18 protein-coding genes and 1 pseudogene are annotated in these 16753 nt (G+C 40.0%); 18 read left to right on the top strand and 1 reads right to left on the bottom strand.

Going from position 1 to position 16753, the window contains the following annotated elements; genetic code table 11:
- Positions 1-92 precede the first annotated feature (92 nt).
- The 18 genes and pseudogenes from INQ00_RS03400 to INQ00_RS03315 all read left to right on the top strand — a co-directional run bounded on the left by INQ00_RS03400 (position 93) and on the right by INQ00_RS03315 (position 15336).
- Positions 93-2093, top strand: a complete 2001-nt coding sequence (locus tag INQ00_RS03400; protein ID WP_081000799.1) for an OPT family oligopeptide transporter — start codon at positions 93-95, stop codon at positions 2091-2093.
- A 50-nt stretch (positions 2094-2143) separates the two neighbouring features.
- Entirely contained in the window at positions 2144-2548 is a 405-nt protein-coding gene (locus INQ00_RS03395) for an HI_0559 family membrane protein (RefSeq protein ID WP_014064591.1), read from the top strand.
- Positions 2549-2557: 9 nt separating this feature from the next.
- Positions 2558-3364, top strand: a complete 807-nt coding sequence (gene cysQ, locus INQ00_RS03390; protein WP_197547300.1) for a 3'(2'),5'-bisphosphate nucleotidase CysQ — start codon at positions 2558-2560, stop codon at positions 3362-3364.
- 72 nt (positions 3365-3436) lie between these two features.
- Entirely contained in the window at positions 3437-4918 is a 1482-nt protein-coding gene (gene zwf / locus INQ00_RS03385; RefSeq protein ID WP_197547299.1) for a glucose-6-phosphate dehydrogenase, read from the top strand.
- Between the two features lie 68 nt (positions 4919-4986).
- Positions 4987-5685 (top strand): 6-phosphogluconolactonase, encoded by a 699-nt coding sequence (pgl, locus tag INQ00_RS03380; RefSeq protein ID WP_197547298.1) that lies wholly within the window; start codon positions 4987-4989, stop codon positions 5683-5685.
- 27 nt (positions 5686-5712) lie between these two features.
- Entirely contained in the window at positions 5713-6741 is a 1029-nt protein-coding gene (locus INQ00_RS03375) for a DUF1176 domain-containing protein (RefSeq protein ID WP_197547297.1), read from the top strand.
- A 71-nt stretch (positions 6742-6812) separates the two neighbouring features.
- On the top strand, positions 6813-7868 hold the full coding sequence (locus INQ00_RS03370) for a DUF1176 domain-containing protein (protein ID WP_197547296.1): 1056 nt from the start codon (positions 6813-6815) through the stop codon (positions 7866-7868).
- Positions 7869-7938: 70 nt separating this feature from the next.
- Entirely contained in the window at positions 7939-8976 is a 1038-nt protein-coding gene (locus INQ00_RS03365) for a DUF1176 domain-containing protein (RefSeq protein ID WP_197547295.1), read from the top strand.
- Between the two features lie 68 nt (positions 8977-9044).
- Positions 9045-10100 carry a DUF1176 domain-containing protein gene (locus INQ00_RS03360; RefSeq protein WP_197547294.1) on the top strand — a complete coding sequence of 352 codons (1056 nt, stop codon included), beginning with the start codon at positions 9045-9047 and terminating at the stop codon, positions 10098-10100.
- 71 nt (positions 10101-10171) lie between these two features.
- Entirely contained in the window at positions 10172-11230 is a 1059-nt protein-coding gene (locus INQ00_RS03355; RefSeq protein ID WP_197547293.1) for a DUF1176 domain-containing protein, read from the top strand.
- A gap of 35 nt (positions 11231-11265) precedes the next feature.
- Entirely contained in the window at positions 11266-11658 is a 393-nt protein-coding gene (locus tag INQ00_RS03350) for a GNAT family N-acetyltransferase (protein ID WP_197542672.1), read from the top strand.
- A gap of 26 nt (positions 11659-11684) precedes the next feature.
- The gene (locus tag INQ00_RS03345; RefSeq protein ID WP_232086617.1) at positions 11685-12101 is read left to right on the top strand and encodes a hypothetical protein; all 417 of its coding nucleotides are present in this window, start codon (positions 11685-11687) and stop codon (positions 12099-12101) included.
- Positions 12102-12133: 32 nt separating this feature from the next.
- Positions 12134-12466 carry an avidin-fold protein gene (locus tag INQ00_RS03340; protein WP_197547291.1) on the top strand — a complete coding sequence of 111 codons (333 nt, stop codon included), beginning with the start codon at positions 12134-12136 and terminating at the stop codon, positions 12464-12466.
- Positions 12467-12482: 16 nt separating this feature from the next.
- Positions 12483-12641: pseudogene (locus tag INQ00_RS03335) on the top strand (GNAT family N-acetyltransferase); the annotation flags it as partial.
- Between the two features lie 24 nt (positions 12642-12665).
- Entirely contained in the window at positions 12666-13061 is a 396-nt protein-coding gene (locus tag INQ00_RS03330; RefSeq protein ID WP_197547290.1) for a hypothetical protein, read from the top strand.
- Positions 13062-13149: 88 nt separating this feature from the next.
- Positions 13150-14604: a decarboxylating NADP(+)-dependent phosphogluconate dehydrogenase gene (gene gnd / locus INQ00_RS03325; protein WP_049364697.1), complete on the top strand. Its 1455-nt coding sequence runs from the start codon at positions 13150-13152 to the stop codon at positions 14602-14604.
- A gap of 78 nt (positions 14605-14682) precedes the next feature.
- Positions 14683-15003, top strand: coding sequence for a DUF4298 domain-containing protein (locus INQ00_RS03320; protein WP_049357286.1), 321 nt, complete (start codon positions 14683-14685; stop codon positions 15001-15003).
- A 129-nt stretch (positions 15004-15132) separates the two neighbouring features.
- Positions 15133-15336: a YMGG-like glycine zipper-containing protein gene (locus INQ00_RS03315; protein ID WP_005699726.1), complete on the top strand. Its 204-nt coding sequence runs from the start codon at positions 15133-15135 to the stop codon at positions 15334-15336.
- Positions 15337-15377: 41 nt separating this feature from the next.
- On the opposite strand, the gene srmB is transcribed toward INQ00_RS03315, so the two are convergent.
- Entirely contained in the window at positions 15378-16706 is a 1329-nt protein-coding gene (gene srmB / locus INQ00_RS03310) for an ATP-dependent RNA helicase SrmB (protein WP_197547289.1), read from the bottom strand.
- Positions 16707-16753: the final 47 nt, after the last annotated feature.

The raw sequence follows: 16753 nt of genomic DNA, 5'->3' as shown, positions 1-16753 counted from the left end.
TAATTGTAAGCGATTAACTTTAAATAAAACTTGAATAATTATTCTTTTTTTGAGAATGTATAGTCATTTATCAAAAATAAATAGGAAAATTTATGTCTCATGATAATTTAAAAGAATTGACCTTCCGAGGAATGTTCCTTGGGGCGTTAATTACAGTGATCTTCACTGCATCTAACGTTTATTTGGGTCTTAAAGTGGGGATGACTTTCGCCTCCTCCATTCCAGCTGCCGTAATTTCTATGGCAATTTTAAAATTCTTCAAGGATTCCAGTATCTTAGAAAATAACATGGTGCAAACCCAAGCTTCATCAGCGGGGACACTGTCTTCTGTTATTTTCGTTCTTCCAGGTCTATTAATGATGGGTTACTGGCAGGAATTCCCATTCTGGCAAACTGTGCTTATCTGTGCCTCTGGCGGTACGTTGGGCGTACTATTCACTATTCCATTACGTCGTGCGATGGTGGTAAACAGCGACTTACCTTACCCTGAGGGTGTGGCTGCAGCCGAAATCTTAAAAGCGGGTAATAATGACGAAAGTGACAGTGGTGTAAAAGATATCGCTTATGGCGGTATTTTCGCGGGAACCGTTGCGTTCTTAACTAACGCATTACGTGTCATGTCTGACAGCGCTAGTGCATGGTTCTCTAACGGCAAAGCCGTTTTCCAATTACCGATGGGCTTCTCTCTTGCATTAGTCGGTGCGGGCTACTTAATTGGTATCGTAGGCGGTCTTGCGATGTTATTCGGGACATTCCTCGCTTGGGGTGTGGCTGTACCTTATTTCACCGCAACAGGTGATATGCCAACCGATGCTTCCATCGTGAGCTATGCCATGACTGAATGGAAAACCAAAGTGCGCTTTATTGGTGTGGGCACTATCGGTATTGCAGCGATTTGGACATTATTAATCCTTCTCAAACCAATGATTGAAGGGATGGTTCATTCTTTCCGTATGTTAAAAGGTTCACAAGCTGAATCAGAAAATCGTATTGATATCGACTTATCGCCAAAAACCATTATTTATATTTTATTGGCGACTGTCGTATTAATCGTGATTTCCTTATATCACTTCGTTGCAGCCGCACCAATTTCTGCTGAACTTGCCGTGTTATTAGTCGTGGTTTGTACTCTGCTTGCGGTGTTAATTGGCTTCTTCGTTGCAGCAGCATCTGGTTATATGGCGGGATTAGTTGGTTCATCTTCCAGCCCAATTTCAGGCATCGGGATTATTTCCGTGATCGTGATTTCACTTGTTTTAGTGACCATTGGTAAAAGCAGTGGCTTATTTGAAACGGCAGACGGTCAAAAATTCTTAACCGCATTAACCTTGTTCACCGCATCTATCGTATTAACCACAGCAACTATTTCAAACGATAACTTACAAGACTTAAAAACCGGTCTTTTAGTTGAAGCGACACCTTGGAGACAACAGGTTGCGTTAATCATTGGTTGTTTCGTTGGTGCATTAGTGATTGCGCCGGTATTAGAAATTTTATACCACGCTTATGGTTTCACGGGTGCATTACCACGTCCAGACATGGATCCAACACAAGCACTTTCAGCGCCACAAGCAACCATTATGACCACTATTTCAAAAGGTATTTTCACCAACCAATTAGAATGGACTTACATTTTAAGTGGTGTAGGTTTGGGTGTGGTCTTAATCATCGTAGATGCGCTTATGCGTAAAACCAGCAACAGTCGTTTTGCGTTACCAGTATTAGCGGTTGGTATTGGTATTTACCTTCCACCATCAATCAATATGCCGGTTGTGGTCGGTGCGGTGATGACATGGCTTCTCACACGCAATATTAAGCGCTATGCAAAACGCACTAACGATACTGAAGTAGAGAAAAAAGCAGAACGTTTCGGTACACTTTTCGCGGCAGGTTTAATTGTCGGTGAAAGCTTAATGGGCGTTATCTTAGCCTTCATTATTGCGGCATCTGTAACATCTGGCGGATCTGAAGCACCATTAGCCTTAGCGTTAGAAAACTGGGATAATATAGGCGAATTACTCGGTCTTGCCGTGTTTATCTTCGGTGTCTTTATTTTCGTTTCTCGTGTATTGCGTGCGAAGAAATCAAAATAATGGATGAAAATAGGCTGTCCTCGGATAGCCTATTTTTCTAGGAGCTTAAGGTGTCAACTCAATCCCCTTATTTGAAAGCGATTATTATCTTCCCACTAGTTACGCAGCTGATAGGCAGTGTTATCGCTTATGTCCTTTTCGACCTAGACGACTACAGAGAAGGTTATTTCGACTCTGCGTTATTTGGTTTCTTTCTGACATTTTGGCCTCTCACTGTTCCGGCGATAATCAATGCTTACGTTGCCAAATGCAGAGGCTATCTACGCCATCACTGGAAGAAGATTCTCCTTTTTTCATTTATCATTATTTTTTGTTATTGGAGTATCGGTAATGTCGTGATCGCACCAAATACAAAATACCTCACTGACCGTATATCCTTCATCTTAGGCGGATCTTCCATCATGGCAATCTATACGACAATTTTCCTCTCCTTGTTATTACCGAAATCAAAGTAGAGAATAAATATGCAATTATCTCAATCTCTTCTCGATCAAGTCCTCACGCTTGCTAATGAAGCGGGAAAACATTTGGCTCGTTTTTACCAACAGGATGTGGCAATACAAACTAAATCGGATAACACACCTGTCACAGAGGCGGATTTATTTGTCAGCCAGTTTTTAATCGAAAAACTGACCGCACTTTTCCCCGACATTCCTGTTCTTTCTGAGGAAAACTGCAATATCCCCTTTGAACAACGCCAAACTTGGCAAACCTATTGGTTGATCGATCCCCTTGATGGCACACAGCAATTTATTGATCGCACGGATCAATTTTCCGTTTTGATTACACTCGTACAAAATCATCAACCTGTACTGGGGGTCATTCACTTCCCTATTTTGAATATCACCTATTACGCCATGAAAGGTTTTGGGGCATTCAAACAGAGTGACAAAGAGATAAAAGCCTTACAACCACAAAAAATCGATCTCACGAAGCCGTTAAAAATCGCCGTAGGTGCCACCACCTCACAAGAAAAAGTGCGGTCAATTTTGGCGAAGAATTTGGCATGCAAATTTACGGTCGTAGGTTCAAGTAGTTTGAAAAGCGGTTTAGTCGCAGAAGGAGTGGTTGATTGCTATATTCGACTCGGCAAAACCGGCGAATGGGACACCGCGGGCGCTGAAATCTTATTAGCTGAAATCAATGGGGGAATTTTCGATCCACACTTTCAGCCACTCACCTATAACCAGCGTGAAAGTTTAATTAATCCAAACTTTGTGATGGTGTCAGATAATACACAAAATTGGGCATCTATCTTTCAATTTAATTGATTGGTTCGATTGGTAAAGTGCAGTAATATATTGCATTATTTAAAAATACTACTCGGAACAATAAGGAATAATATGCAAACTAATAATAACTGTATCGTGATTTTTGGTGCTTCCGGTGATTTGACTCACCGCAAACTCATTCCAGCACTTTATAATCTTTTCAAATTTGGTCGTTTAAACAAATTTTCTGTATTAGGTGTCGCTCGTTCAGAATTAAACGATGAGACTTTCCGTGAAAAAATGCGTGAAGCGTTACTTGAAACAGAAGAAACCACACCCGAAACGCTAGACGCTTTTTGTAGCCATCTCTATTACCAAGCGGTAAACACATCTGATGCGGCCGATTACGGAAAATTAGTCCCACGTTTAGAAGAATTACATACTAAATATCAAACGAATGGCAACACCCTTTACTATATGTCTACGCCACCAAGTTTATATGGTGTGATTCCAGAATGTCTTGCAGCTCATGGTTTAAACACAGAAGAAGACGGTTGGAAACGGATTATTGTCGAAAAACCTTTTGGTTACGATGAAAAAACAGCACAAGAACTCGACGTCCAAATTCATCGTTTCTTTGAAGAACATCAAATCTATCGTATCGACCATTATCTTGGTAAAGAAACCGTACAAAACTTACTTGTTTTACGCTTTTCAAATGGTTTATTCGAACCGCTTTGGAACCGTAATTACATTGATTATGTCGAAATTACGGGAGCCGAAGCCATTGGTGTAGAAGAACGTGGTGGCTATTATGATGGTTCCGGTGCAATGCGTGACATGTTCCAAAACCACTTACTACAAGTTCTAGCCATGGTTGCCATGGAACCACCTGCTATCATTAATGCAAACTCGATGCGTGATGAAGTAGCCAAAGTCATGCATTCTTTACGTCCATTAACGCAAGATGACGTTGAGCATAATTTAGTGCTTGGTCAATACACTGCAGCAGAAATTGATGGCAAAGAAGTCAAAGGCTATTTACAAGAAAAAGGTGTGCCTGCTAACTCTCGCACAGAAACCTTTATGGCCTTACGTTGTGAAATCGAAAACTGGCGTTGGGCGGGTGTACCTTTCTATGTACGAACAGGTAAGCGCTTGCCGGCACGTGTGACTGAAATTGTTATTCATTTCAAAACTACTCCGCACCCTGTATTCAGTCAAAATGCACCAGAAAATAAATTGATCATTCGTATTCAACCCGATGAAGCGATTTCAATGCGTTTCGGCTTGAAAAAACCAGGGGCAGGCTTTGAAGCAAAAGAAGTGTCAATGGATTTCCGTTATGCTGATTTAGCCGATGACCAAGTCCTGACGGCTTATGAGCGCTTATTGCTCGATGCGATGAAAGGTGATGCAACACTCTTCGCTCGTACTGATGCCGTTCATGCTGCATGGAAATTCGTTCAACCAATTTTAGACTACAAAGAAGCAGGCGGCCGAGTTCATGAATATGAAGCAGGTACTTGGGGACCTGTTGCGGCGGAAAAACTTATCGCGAAAAGTGGTCGCGTATGGCGTAAACCAAGTGGCAAAATGAAGAAAAAGGTTTAATCATTAATCGCAAGCCTTCTTCCCTACAAGCGGAAGAAGGCTTATATCCAATATAAAGAGAAGCAAACATGAACACCATCACCTTCCCAACGGCTCAACACGCTGTTGAAAAGATCGCCCAAGAATTTGTGATTTATAGCCAATTAAATCATCCTGTACACATTTCCCTTTCCGGTGGTTCAACGCCTAAATTGTTATTTAAAACCTTAGCCAAAGCGCCTTATGCAGAACAAATTAACTGGAAAAACCTGCATTTTTGGTGGGGTGATGATCGTATGGTTCCACCAACCGATTCAGAAAGCAACTATGGTGAAGTGCAAAAACGCTTATTCGATCATATTCAAATTCCAACGGAAAACATCCACAGAATTCGTGGCGAAAATGAACCGCACTTTGAACTAAAACGCTTCGAAGAAGAATTAACTGCGGTCATTCCAAACGGCATTTTTGATTGGATCATTTTAGGCATGGGAACTGATGGTCATACCGCATCTCTCTTCCCACATCAAACCAATTTTGATGATGAAAACCTTGCGGTCATTGCAAAACACCCTGAAAGCGGTCAAATCCGCATTTCTAAAACAGCCAAACTCATTGAACAAGCCAAACGCATTACCTATTTAGTCACTGGCGAAAGCAAAGCGGATATTTTAAAAGAAATCCAAACAACGCCAGCAGAAAACCTGCCTTACCCTGCTGCCAAAATTAAAGCAAAAAATGGGGTGACGGAATGGTATTTGGATAAAACGGCGGCAGCATTATTGTAATACGCCCATCAAAAAGGGAACTTCAAGATGAAAAAAGTATTGTTATTAACTTTATTGCCAGTAGCTGCAATGGCCACTTCAATCAAAGGTATTGGAAACTACCAAGATTGGGATTTAGTATGTGATAACACGGGCACTTGTCGTATGGCGGGTTATCAGGATGAAAGTAGTGACCCAGTCTCTATTTTATTTACTCGTGCAGCAGGCGAAAATGCTGCTGTCGAAGGGAAACTCACTATTGTACCATTCGGAGAAGCCGACCGTGATGTTCAAGTCGGTCAAGATATTGAAATTTGGTTAAATGGCAAATCATTAGGCACAGTCAAGCATATTTCTGACGACGCGCCAGATAAGCTGACTGAAGAGCAAACTAAGGCATTACTTAGCGGATTGAAAAAAGAGAGCGAAATTCGTCTCACCTATGGGAAAACTACGCTTAAAGTATCAGACAAAGGCGCAGCGGCAGCCATGCTCAAAATGGATGAATTCCAACAGCGGTTAAATACGCCTTCAGCACTTATTCGTCAAGGTCAAGAAAAACATGCTGTATTAGCGCCAAAAGTTGAACCCCAAATTGATGCTGTTAGCGTGAAAAACCGCAAAACAACTGAATTAAAACTCGGTGAAAAACAATACGATAACGTGCTCGCACTATTACGTAAAGCTCACGATGGCTGCGTTGATGAAGACTTAGAAAGCCAAGATATAACGATTTATCCGTTAACGCATAATAAGGTATTAGCTGAAGCGCTTTGTTTTAAAGGCGCTTATCAAAGCACCAACTACTATGCTGTACTCGATGACAAACTGAGCAAAGTAGAACAAGTCTTAGCGGAGCAGTACAACGAAGCAGGCTATGATGAAAAACAAGGTTATGCGTTTGTAAGAGGTTCTTACAAAGGTCGGGCATTAGGTGATTGTTGGGCTGGGCAAGACGCAGTATGGAATGGCAAAATTTTTATCCGCACTTCACACTGGATGACAGGCGCTTGTAAAGGGCTTCCCGGAGGTACGTGGCAGTTACCGATTTTTGTTAGTAACATCATCGTTAAATAAACAAACAACGCTTAATGCAAGCGGTTAGATTTGACGAATTTTTTGCAAATCTTCTTTTAGGAATTTATAACATGAAAAAAGTTATTCTTCTCTCACTATTACCACTCACTGCAATGGCTGCGCCATCGTTAAAAGGGTTTGAAAAGAATTATCAAGACTGGGATTTGATTTGTGATAATACCGGCACTTGCAATATGGCGGGCTATCAAGAAGGAGATGGTTCCGAACATCCTGTTTCGATTTTATTTACCCGAAGTGCGGGGGAGCAAACACCTGTGACGGCGCAATTGGCATTATTACCCGATGAACTGGGTAATAAAACGGCTGAAATTATCTTAAATGGTCAATCACTCGGTACGATCCAAAATTTCTCAGAAGAGGGAATTGCAAAATTAAGTGAAAAACAAACAACAGAATTACTCACTGCACTAAAAGGAAACGCAAGTATTGAAGTGATTTTTGGTGAGTTTAAGGAAAAAGTCTCTGATAAAGGTGCAGCTGCCGCGATGCTCAAAATGGATGAGTTTCAACAACGTTTAAATACGCCTTCCGCACTCATTCGTCAAGGTCAAGAAAAACATGCGGTATTGGCTCCACAGGCTGCACCAAAAATTGAGGCAGTAAGTGTGAATAACCGCCAAACCACGGAATTAAAACGCGGTGAAAAACAGTTTGATGCGGTATTAGCATTATTACGTAAAAGTAATGGGACGAATGAAGATGCAGAAAATTACTGTTATGAACTTCATAAAGATGATGTATGGAATAAACAAATTACACTTTACCCGCTAACGAAAGGTAAAGTGCTAGCTGAAGCGATTTGTTTGGCAGGCTCTTATCAATCCACTTATTACTATGCCGTATTAGACGAAAAATTAAGCAAGGTTGAGCAAGTGCTGGCAAATAAGTATAACTATGCTGATTATGATAAAAACACTCACGTCTTAACGGTAAATGGCTCATTTAAAGGGAGTGGTATCGGTAATTGTTGGTCTGGGCAAGAAGCTGTTTGGAATGGCAAAATCTTTATCCGTACTGAAGAACATACCTCAGGTTCTTGTAAAGGGTTTGCGGGCGGAGCTTGGGGCGGATTACCGATTTTTGTGAGCGAGATTAACGTTAAATAAAAATTACTGCCCACTTGTAAGCGGGCAGATTTCTTCTATTTTTGCAAATCTTCTTTTAGGAATTGATAACATGAAAAAAGTTATTCTTCTCTCATTATTACCATTTACTGCAATGGCAGCTTCAACATCAATCAAAGGTATTGGAAACTACCAAGATTGGGATTTAGTATGTGATAACACGGGCACTTGTCGTATGGCAGGTTATCAAGAGAAAGGAGACGATCCAGTTTCTATTTTATTTACTCGCGCGGCAGGTGAAAATGCTACTGTCGAAGGGAAACTCACTATTTTACCATTCGGTGAAGCCGACCGTGATGTTCAAGTCGGTCAAGACATTGAAATTTGGTTAAACGGTAAATCATTAGGCAAAGTCAAGCATATTTCTGACGACGAGCCAGATAAGCTGACTGAAGAGCAAACCAAGGCATTACTTAGCGGATTGAAAAAAGAGAGCGAAATTCGTCTCACCTATGGGAAAACCACGCTTAAAGTGTCAGACAAAGGCGCAGCAGCAGCCATGCTCAAAATGGATGAATTCCAACAACGATTAAATACCCCTTCCGCACTCATTCGCCAAGGTCAAGAAAAACATGCTGTATTAGCGCCAAAAGTTAAACCCAAAATTGATGCTGTTAGCGTGAACAACCGCAAAACAATAGAATTAAAACACGGTGAAAAACAATTTAATCATGTGCTAGCACTGTTACGTAAAGCTCACGATGGCTGCTATGATGGAGACCTAGAAAGCCAAAATATAATGATTTATCCGTTAACTCAGAATAAGGTATTAGCTGAAGCGCTTTGTTTTAAAGGCGCTTATCAAAGCACCAACTACTATGCTGTACTCGATGACAAACTGAGCAAAGTAGAACAAGTCTTAGCGGAGCAGTACAACGAAGCAGGCTATGATGAAAAACAAGGTTATGCGTTTGTAAGAGGTTCTTACAAAGGTCATGCATTCGGTGATTGTTGGAATGGGCAAGACGCGGTATGGAATGGAAAAATTTTTATCCGCACTTCGGACTGGATGACAGGCGGTTGTTATAAATGGTTTACCGGTGGCGCATGGCAGTTACCTACTTTCGTCAGTGATATCATCGTAAAATAAACAACACGTGCTTAAAAGCGGTTAGATTTGACGAATTTTTTGCAAAACTTCTTTTAGAGATTCATAAAATGAAAAAATATCTTCTTCTCGCATTACTACCACTTACCGCAATGGCTGCGCCATCGTTAAAAGGGTTTGAAAAGACTTATCAAGACTGGGATTTAATTTGTGATAATACCGGCACCTGTAATATGGCGGGTTATCAAGAAGAAAGAGATGGCTCTGAGCATCCTGTTTCGATTTTATTTACTCGAAGTGCGGGTGAGAAAGCACCTGTGACGGCGCAATTAGCATTATTACCCGATGAACTGGGTAATAAAACGGCTGAAATTATCTTAAATGGTCAATCACTCGGTACGATCCAAAATTTCTCAGAAGAGGGGAACGCAAAATTAAGTGAAAAACAAACAACAGAATTACTCACGGCGCTAAAAGGGAATGCAAGTATTGAAGTGATTTTTGGGGAGTTTAAGGAGAAAGTCTCTGATAAAGGTGCAGCTGCCGCGATGCTCAAAATGGATGAGTTTCAACAACGTTTAAATACGCATTCCGCACTTATTCGCCAAGGTCAAGAAAAACATGCGGTATTATCGCCACAGGCTGCACCAAAAATTGAGGCAGTAAGTGTGAAAAAACGCCAAACTACAGAATTAAAACGCGGTAAAAAACAGTTTAATGCGGTATTAGCATTATTACGTAAAAGTAATGGGACGAATGAAGATGCAGAAAATCACTGTTATGCACTTCATATTGATGAAGAGTGGAACAAAAAAATTACGCTTTACCCACTAACGAAAGGTAAAGTGCTAGCTCAAGCTGTTTGTATGGGTGGTTATAATTACATTAATTACTATGCCGTGTTAGATGAAAAATTAACCAAAGTTGAACAAGTACTCGAAAACCAATATAACTATGCTGATTATGATAAAAACACTCATGTTTTAAAGGTAGAAGGGGCATTTAAAGCGCGTGGTCTTGGCGATTGTTGGCATGGGCAGGAAGCAGTATGGAACGGCAACACTTTTATTCTCACTAAAGAACATACCACAGGCTCTTGCAAAGGGTTCGGGGGCGGAGCTTGGGGCCCATTGCCAACTTTTGTAAGCGAGCTTAAAGTAAAATAAAAATCACTGCCCGCTTGTAAGCGGTTAGATCTGACGAATTTTTTGCAAATCTTCTGTTAGGAATTGATAACATGAAAAAAATTATTCTTTTCTCATTATTACCACTCACTGCAATGGCTGCGCCATCGTTAAAAGGGTTTGAAAAGACTTATCAAGACTGGGATTTGATTTGTGATAATACCGGCACTTGTAATATGGCGGGTTATCAAGATGGTTCAGATTTGGTTTCACTTTTATTTAGGCGAGAAGCTGGTGAGAAAGCCGCAGTAAAATCTTCTTTAGCAATATCGGTAAATAATGAGAGCGATAAGGGCAAGCCTGTAGAAATTATGCTCAATGGGAAATTGCTCAGTGTCGTACCCAAAATGACCGATATTGATTCTAATGATAAACAAATCGCTGCTCTCGATGATAAACAAACAGCTGCGTTATTAAAGGCCTTAAAAGAGAATGCCAATATTGAATTCATTTCTGGTCAATTTAAAGGCAAATTGTCGAATGAAGGGGCAAAAGCTGCGATGCTTAAGATGGATGAATTTCAACAGCGTTTAAATACGCCATCAGCGTTAATTCGTCAGGGACAAGAGAAACATACGGTATTAGCACCACAAGTTGCACCCAAAATTCAAGTTGCCTATATTAAAAACCCTAGCAAAACAGAATTAAAACGAGGCGAAAAACAATTTGATGCCGTATTAGCATTATTGCGTAAAAGTGCTGATAGTAGTGCAATTGATTACTGTTTGTCTCTTCATGATGATTCTGAACAGAAGACAATTACACTTTATTCACTTACGCAGGGAAAAGTGTTAGCTGAGGCAGTGTGTATCAGTGGTAGTGCAGCTTACACCGGCTATTATGCGGTCATGGACAATAAATTGAGCAAAGTAGAACAAGTATTGGAAGATCAATACAACTTTGCATATTATGATGAGAAGCTTAATGCTTTAATTGTAGAAGGATCATATAAATCTAGTGGCCTTGCTGAGAGCTGGTATGGCTACGAAGCAGCATGGAATGGCAAAACTTTCATCACTACAGCGGAACATACTTCTGGTTCTAGTAAAGGCTTTATTGGTGGAGCATGGGGCGGATTGCCGACTTTTGTGAGTCATAGAACGGTTAAATAATTTATCTATTTAACCTTTAAAACCTGGAGTAACAAATGATTGACTATAAAATTAATGAACCGATTTCAGTTAAACAATTTATTGGATTGTTAAATAAAACAACATTAGGCGCCCGCCGTCCGTTAGAGGATGAAAAGCGTGTCGCAGCAATGTTGCACCATGCGGATTTATTAATCACCGCTTGGGATGGTGAACGATTAGTGGGTGTGGCACGTTCGGTGACGGATTTTGCCTACTGCTGTTATTTATCTGATTTAGCGGTTGATGAACAATATCAAAAACAAGGTATCGGCTTGCAGTTAATTGAACACACTAAACACGCCTTACATCCACAAGCCAAAATTGTGCTTTTATCCGCTCCACAAGCAGTGGATTATTATCCACATATTGGATTTACTCAACATATGAGTGCGTGGACGAAGAGTTAATTTATTAGAATGATATGGCGACAAAAATGAAAAAACTGTTTGTACTACTTACTTCAACTTTGTTATTTGCTTGTTCATCTGGTCCATCTTTAGATCAGTTAGCGGCACAAATGCCAAAAGATAATCGCTCAGTAATGCTTCAAGTTCCAGAAGCAGGAAACCCAGTTTCAAATGGAATGCTTGTAGCAACGATTAGAACCGCAGGTGGTACTTCAGGAAAACGACTCGTATCTCTTTTAGCTACAAATAATTTACACATTGGAATTGCAGGGAACAGTCAATCTGTGAATAAAGCAGTTGCTATGTATGGACTAAATAATGCAGAAAAGGTCGGTAAGGATGTATCTTTATACCTTGTTGGAGATAGTCAAAGTGATAAAGCAGATCTAGAAAAAGCCGCAAAAGCGAAAAATGTAGAAATGCATTACATTATGCAAAAATAAGATATAGATACATTAGATGCGGAGTGACTTTAATGTTGAATTTAGATAATAAAAAATTTGTTGCTGTTGAAAACACCGCAAATGGTGAGGTCAGTAGTCAAACAGAATTTCATTACCATCAACAAGGTAAAATGATTTGGGCAGAATATGGTGGCGGTGAAATTTTAAAAGGCTTTTTAATTGGAAAATGGATTGACGATACTCAAATTGAATTTACGTATCAACATTTAAATCAATCTCTAGAAAATCGTTTGGGGCGTTGCTGTACAACATTTTCTTTAGAAGAAAGTAAACTCATCGGTCATGAAAAATGGCAGTGGCTAGACACGTTAGAGCAAGGCAGCTCTTTAATTAGAGAAATTTAAAAGAAATTTTGTTATAGAATATCAGAAACAAGGTATCATCTTGCAGTCGATTGAACACACTAAACAAGCCTTACATCCACAAGCTAAAATTGTGCTGTTATCCGCTCCCAAAGCGGTAGATTATTACCTGCATATTGGATTTACTCAACATATGAGTGCATGGACGAAGAGTTAATTTAATTGTATAAGGGAAACCTTGATGTCTACAACACAGCTTGAAAATGCGAAAAAAATTATTGATGATAATTATGAAGAAAATCCTAATAGTTTTTTACACGACTTTTGTCACAATTCTTTTTTTAGCAGAGAAAAACTCGAAGAATATTTAGATGCTATCGGCTATCTGATTGCTGTTGATTATCAAAGATATAAATTTGATAGAGTAAAGTTAGTTCAGATAAATGATATACAAGCTCAAATTCTAATTTATCTAGGATATCATAAAGATCCTTCAGATGTTATTTTTATTAAAAACTTACCTGAATATATAAATGAAGGAATTATTACTCCTTTGCGAGAAAGAACAAATAGCTATAATTCTGGATTTTTTAATAGAGATGTTTTTGATTATATTATAAAAAATAAACATAAATAGTTTATATCTTTAAAGTGGGATTTATCCCACTATTAACTATTTAAAAATAATGGTGGGATAATCCCCCGCCCTACAACAGGAGAAAACAATGTCAGTAAAAGGCGACATCGGTGTTATCGGCTTAGCCGTAATGGGGCAAAACCTCATTTTAAATATGAATGATCATGGCTTTAAAGTTGTGGCGTATAACCGTACCACTTCAAAAGTGGATGAATTTTTACAAGGTGCAGCAAAAGGCACCAATATTATCGGCGCATACTCTTTAGAAGATTTAGCTTCTAAATTGGAAAAACCACGTAAAGTGATGTTAATGGTGCGCGCGGGTGATGTAGTAGATCAATTCATTGAGGCATTACTGCCACATTTAGAAGAAGGCGACATCATTATTGATGGCGGTAACTCAAACTACCCAGATACCAACCGTCGTGTAAAAGCATTGGCTGAAAAAGGCATTCGCTTTATTGGTTCGGGTGTTTCAGGTGGTGAAGAAGGTGCGCGTCATGGACCATCTATTATGCCGGGCGGTAACCAAGAAGCATGGCCATATGTTAAACCAATCTTCCAAGCAATCTCAGCTAAAACCGAACAAGGCGAACCTTGCTGTGACTGGGTTGGCGGTGAAGGTGCTGGCCACTTCGTGAAAATGGTTCACAATGGTATCGAATATGGCGATATGCAATTAATCTGTGAGGCTTACCAATTCTTAAAAGAAGGTTTAGGCTTAAGCTATGAAGAAATGCAGGCTATCTTCGCAGAATGGAAAAAAACTGAACTTGATAGCTATTTAATTGATATCACCACCGATATTCTTGGTTATAAAGATGCTGATGGTGAACCATTAGTTGAAAAAATCTTAGATACAGCTGGCCAAAAAGGGACTGGTAAATGGACAGGTATCAATGCATTAGATTTCGGTATTCCATTAACCTTAATCACTGAATCCGTCTTTGCTCGTTGTGTCTCTTCATTTAAAGATCAACGTGTTGCCGCTAATCAATTATTTGGCAAAACAATTCAACCGGTTGAAGGCGATAAAAAAGTGTGGATTGAAGCAGTACGTAAAGCATTATTGGCGTCAAAAATCATTTCTTACGCACAAGGCTTTATGCTGATTCGTGAAGCCTCTGAACAATTTGGCTGGAACATCAACTACGGCGCAACAGCGTTGTTATGGCGTGAAGGTTGTATTATCCGTAGCCGTTTCTTAGGCAACATTCGGGATGCATATGAAGCAAATCCAGATTTAATCTTCTTGGGTTCAGATAGCTACTTCAAAGGCATTTTAGAAAACGCATTAAGTGACTGGCGTAAAGTGGTGGCAAAATCGATCGAAGTGGGTATCCCAATGCCTTGTATGGCCTCTGCGATTACCTTCTTAGATGGCTATACTTCAGCACGTTTACCGGCAAACTTATTGCAAGCACAACGTGACTACTTCGGTGCTCATACTTATGAACGTACTGATAAACCTCGTGGTGAATTCTTCCACACCAACTGGACGGGTCGCGGTGGTAATACTGCATCCACCACTTATGATGTGTAAGTAAAAAACTCGTGATAAACTCACCGCACTTTGTTCGCATAAAGTGCGGTTTATTTTTACCTTATTTTGGAGAAACCTATGTTACCTCAATCACGCTTGGATAAAATTTCAGAAATGGAAAACCTTCTCAATGAAGCAGAGAGTTTCTTAGCTGACGCAGAACAATTTCTTGAAAAATGGCAGGCCTTCTTACCAAAAATGAAAACCTTAGAACACTATTATTTTGATGGTGACTGGCGAGAAGATTATCAAGCTTATGAGGACGGTAAGATCCCCGAGGATATGCCCTGTGGCGTATTAAGTGAGGATTTAGTGTTTAATGCCAGTACAGGGCATCATAGTTTGGCGATTGAATATTTGAAAGTGGTAGCGAAAGTATTAGATCAAGCTAAAGATTAACATTCAATATATTTAATTGTTCAGAAAAACATCGAAAAACGCATATTTTTGAACTTTCATTCATCTCTGTTTGTCTTAGGGATTACTATCAATATGGATAGTTTTATATGTTAAACACGGAGAGATCCTATGAAATTAATTGGAAAATCACTTGTTATCGCGATGACTGTTATTTCTCTTGCAGCATGTGGAAATATGAGTCGTACTCAAAAAAATACAACAGCTGGCGCCGCTATCGGTGGTGCAGCAGGCTATATGCTTGGTGGTAATGCCGCAACCACATTAGGTGGTGCCGCATTAGGTGGCGTAATCGGTAGCCAAGTCAATAAATAGTCAAAAAAATAACCGCACTTAATTAAGTGCGGTTTTTTTTATTATTTCTCGGCTGTTTTTTCTATGCTTGGTTTACGGCGTTTACCTATATTTTTCGTATCTTTATGACGCAGTTTAGCTTTCTTCTTCGCGTCTGCTTTTTTCTTTTCTTCACGCTTTTCTTTAATACGTGCTTTTTGCTTTTTAGACATGGATTTTACTTCCCCATCTTTCGGTGGTTTAGTACGAGGTTCTAGCCCTTCTAAAATACGCGCTTTTAAAAGCTCTTCCGTATAGCGTTTAATTTTACCGAGCAATTTGTAATCATGGGCTTCCACAAAAGAAACTGCTGTACCCTTTTTCCCTGCGCGAGCCGTACGACCAATACGATGTAAATAGGTATCCGCGCTGTAAGGCAAATCAAAGTTCATGACATGTGTGACATCATCAATATCAATCCCACGTGCGGCGACATCAGTCGCCACTAACACGGTGACAATACCGGATTTCAATTTATCAATGGCATTATTACGTTGTGTTTGCGCCATATCGCCTTCTAAATAAGTAGAACGAATGCCACGTTTACGCAACGTTTCAGAAAGCTCACGCACATCTTCGCGACGACGAACAAACACAATACCACGGCTCACGTTCTCGGTTTCGATAAAACGTGCAAGCAACTTGATTTTGTGCTCATTGCTGTCGGCATGATAATACCATTGGTTGATTTTCTTACGCTCACGACGGCTTGGCTCGGCATCAATTTTTACCGGATCATTCAATAAACGTTCTGCGAAATCAACTAATAGCTCCCCTTCTAAGGTGGCAGAGAAAAGAAGGGTTTGTTTACGCCAACGTGTTTCAGCCGCAATTTTCTCCGCATCTTGACCAAAACCCATTTGCAACATGCGATCTGCTTCATCAAAAATCAGCATTTCTACCGCACGACAATCAAAGTTTTCTTCTTTGATGTATTGCAATAAACGCCCTGGTGTTGCCACCACGATATCCTGATTTGAATTAAATACTTCCCCATGATTTTGATACGCCACACCGCCGGTAATGGTTGCAATCTTCAAATGCGTGAACTGCGCCAACTCTTCCGCTTGCTCTGCAACCTGCATTGCTAACTCACGGGTTGGCGTTAAAATTAAAATGCGAGGTGCGCCTGGTTTACGACGAGGATAATCCAATAAATGCTGAATTGCTGGTAATAAAAATGCAGCCGTTTTACCTGTGCCTGTTGGTGCAGAACCGAGCACATCACGCTCTTCCATGGCAGCAGGAATCGCTTCTAATTGAATGGCAGTTGGGCGGGTGTAGCCTTTCTTTTCTAAGGCTTTTAATAATTCGGGGGACAGGTCGAATTCTTCAAATGGGGATAAATTCATTATTTTGCATTAATTTGTTAAAATTGGGGCTGATTATACCTGAAAGT

The sequence above is a fragment of the Haemophilus parainfluenzae genome (genome assembly GCF_014931275.1).
Taxonomy (GTDB): domain Bacteria; phylum Pseudomonadota; class Gammaproteobacteria; order Enterobacterales; family Pasteurellaceae; genus Haemophilus_D.
The sequence above is the reverse complement of the archived record's forward strand: the minus strand, read 5'-3'. Positions and strand labels throughout refer to the sequence as shown.

Excerpts from the sequence above, each read along its gene's own strand:
- INQ00_RS03375 (WP_197547297.1), top strand. The coding sequence starts at position 5,713 with ATGAAAAAAGTATTGTTATTAACTTTATTGCCAGTAGCTGCAATGGCC.
- gnd (WP_049364697.1), top strand. The coding sequence starts at position 13,150 with ATGTCAGTAAAAGGCGACATCGGTGTTATCGGCTTAGCCGTAATGGGG.
- INQ00_RS03340 (WP_197547291.1), top strand. The coding sequence starts at position 12,134 with ATGTTGAATTTAGATAATAAAAAATTTGTTGCTGTTGAAAACACCGCA.
- INQ00_RS03320 (WP_049357286.1), top strand. The coding sequence starts at position 14,683 with ATGTTACCTCAATCACGCTTGGATAAAATTTCAGAAATGGAAAACCTT.
- zwf (WP_197547299.1), top strand. The coding sequence starts at position 3,437 with ATGCAAACTAATAATAACTGTATCGTGATTTTTGGTGCTTCCGGTGAT.
- INQ00_RS03330 (WP_197547290.1), top strand. The coding sequence starts at position 12,666 with ATGTCTACAACACAGCTTGAAAATGCGAAAAAAATTATTGATGATAAT.
- pgl (WP_197547298.1), top strand. The coding sequence starts at position 4,987 with ATGAACACCATCACCTTCCCAACGGCTCAACACGCTGTTGAAAAGATC.
- INQ00_RS03345 (WP_232086617.1), top strand. The coding sequence starts at position 11,685 with ATGAAAAAACTGTTTGTACTACTTACTTCAACTTTGTTATTTGCTTGT.
- srmB (WP_197547289.1), bottom strand. The coding sequence starts at position 16,706 with ATGAATTTATCCCCATTTGAAGAATTCGACCTGTCCCCCGAATTATTA.
- INQ00_RS03360 (WP_197547294.1), top strand. The coding sequence starts at position 9,045 with ATGAAAAAATATCTTCTTCTCGCATTACTACCACTTACCGCAATGGCT.
- INQ00_RS03355 (WP_197547293.1), top strand. The coding sequence starts at position 10,172 with ATGAAAAAAATTATTCTTTTCTCATTATTACCACTCACTGCAATGGCT.
- INQ00_RS03365 (WP_197547295.1), top strand. The coding sequence starts at position 7,939 with ATGAAAAAAGTTATTCTTCTCTCATTATTACCATTTACTGCAATGGCA.
- INQ00_RS03315 (WP_005699726.1), top strand. The coding sequence starts at position 15,133 with ATGAAATTAATTGGAAAATCACTTGTTATCGCGATGACTGTTATTTCT.
- cysQ (WP_197547300.1), top strand. The coding sequence starts at position 2,558 with ATGCAATTATCTCAATCTCTTCTCGATCAAGTCCTCACGCTTGCTAAT.
- INQ00_RS03350 (WP_197542672.1), top strand. The coding sequence starts at position 11,266 with ATGATTGACTATAAAATTAATGAACCGATTTCAGTTAAACAATTTATT.
- INQ00_RS03370 (WP_197547296.1), top strand. The coding sequence starts at position 6,813 with ATGAAAAAAGTTATTCTTCTCTCACTATTACCACTCACTGCAATGGCT.
- INQ00_RS03400 (WP_081000799.1), top strand. The coding sequence starts at position 93 with ATGTCTCATGATAATTTAAAAGAATTGACCTTCCGAGGAATGTTCCTT.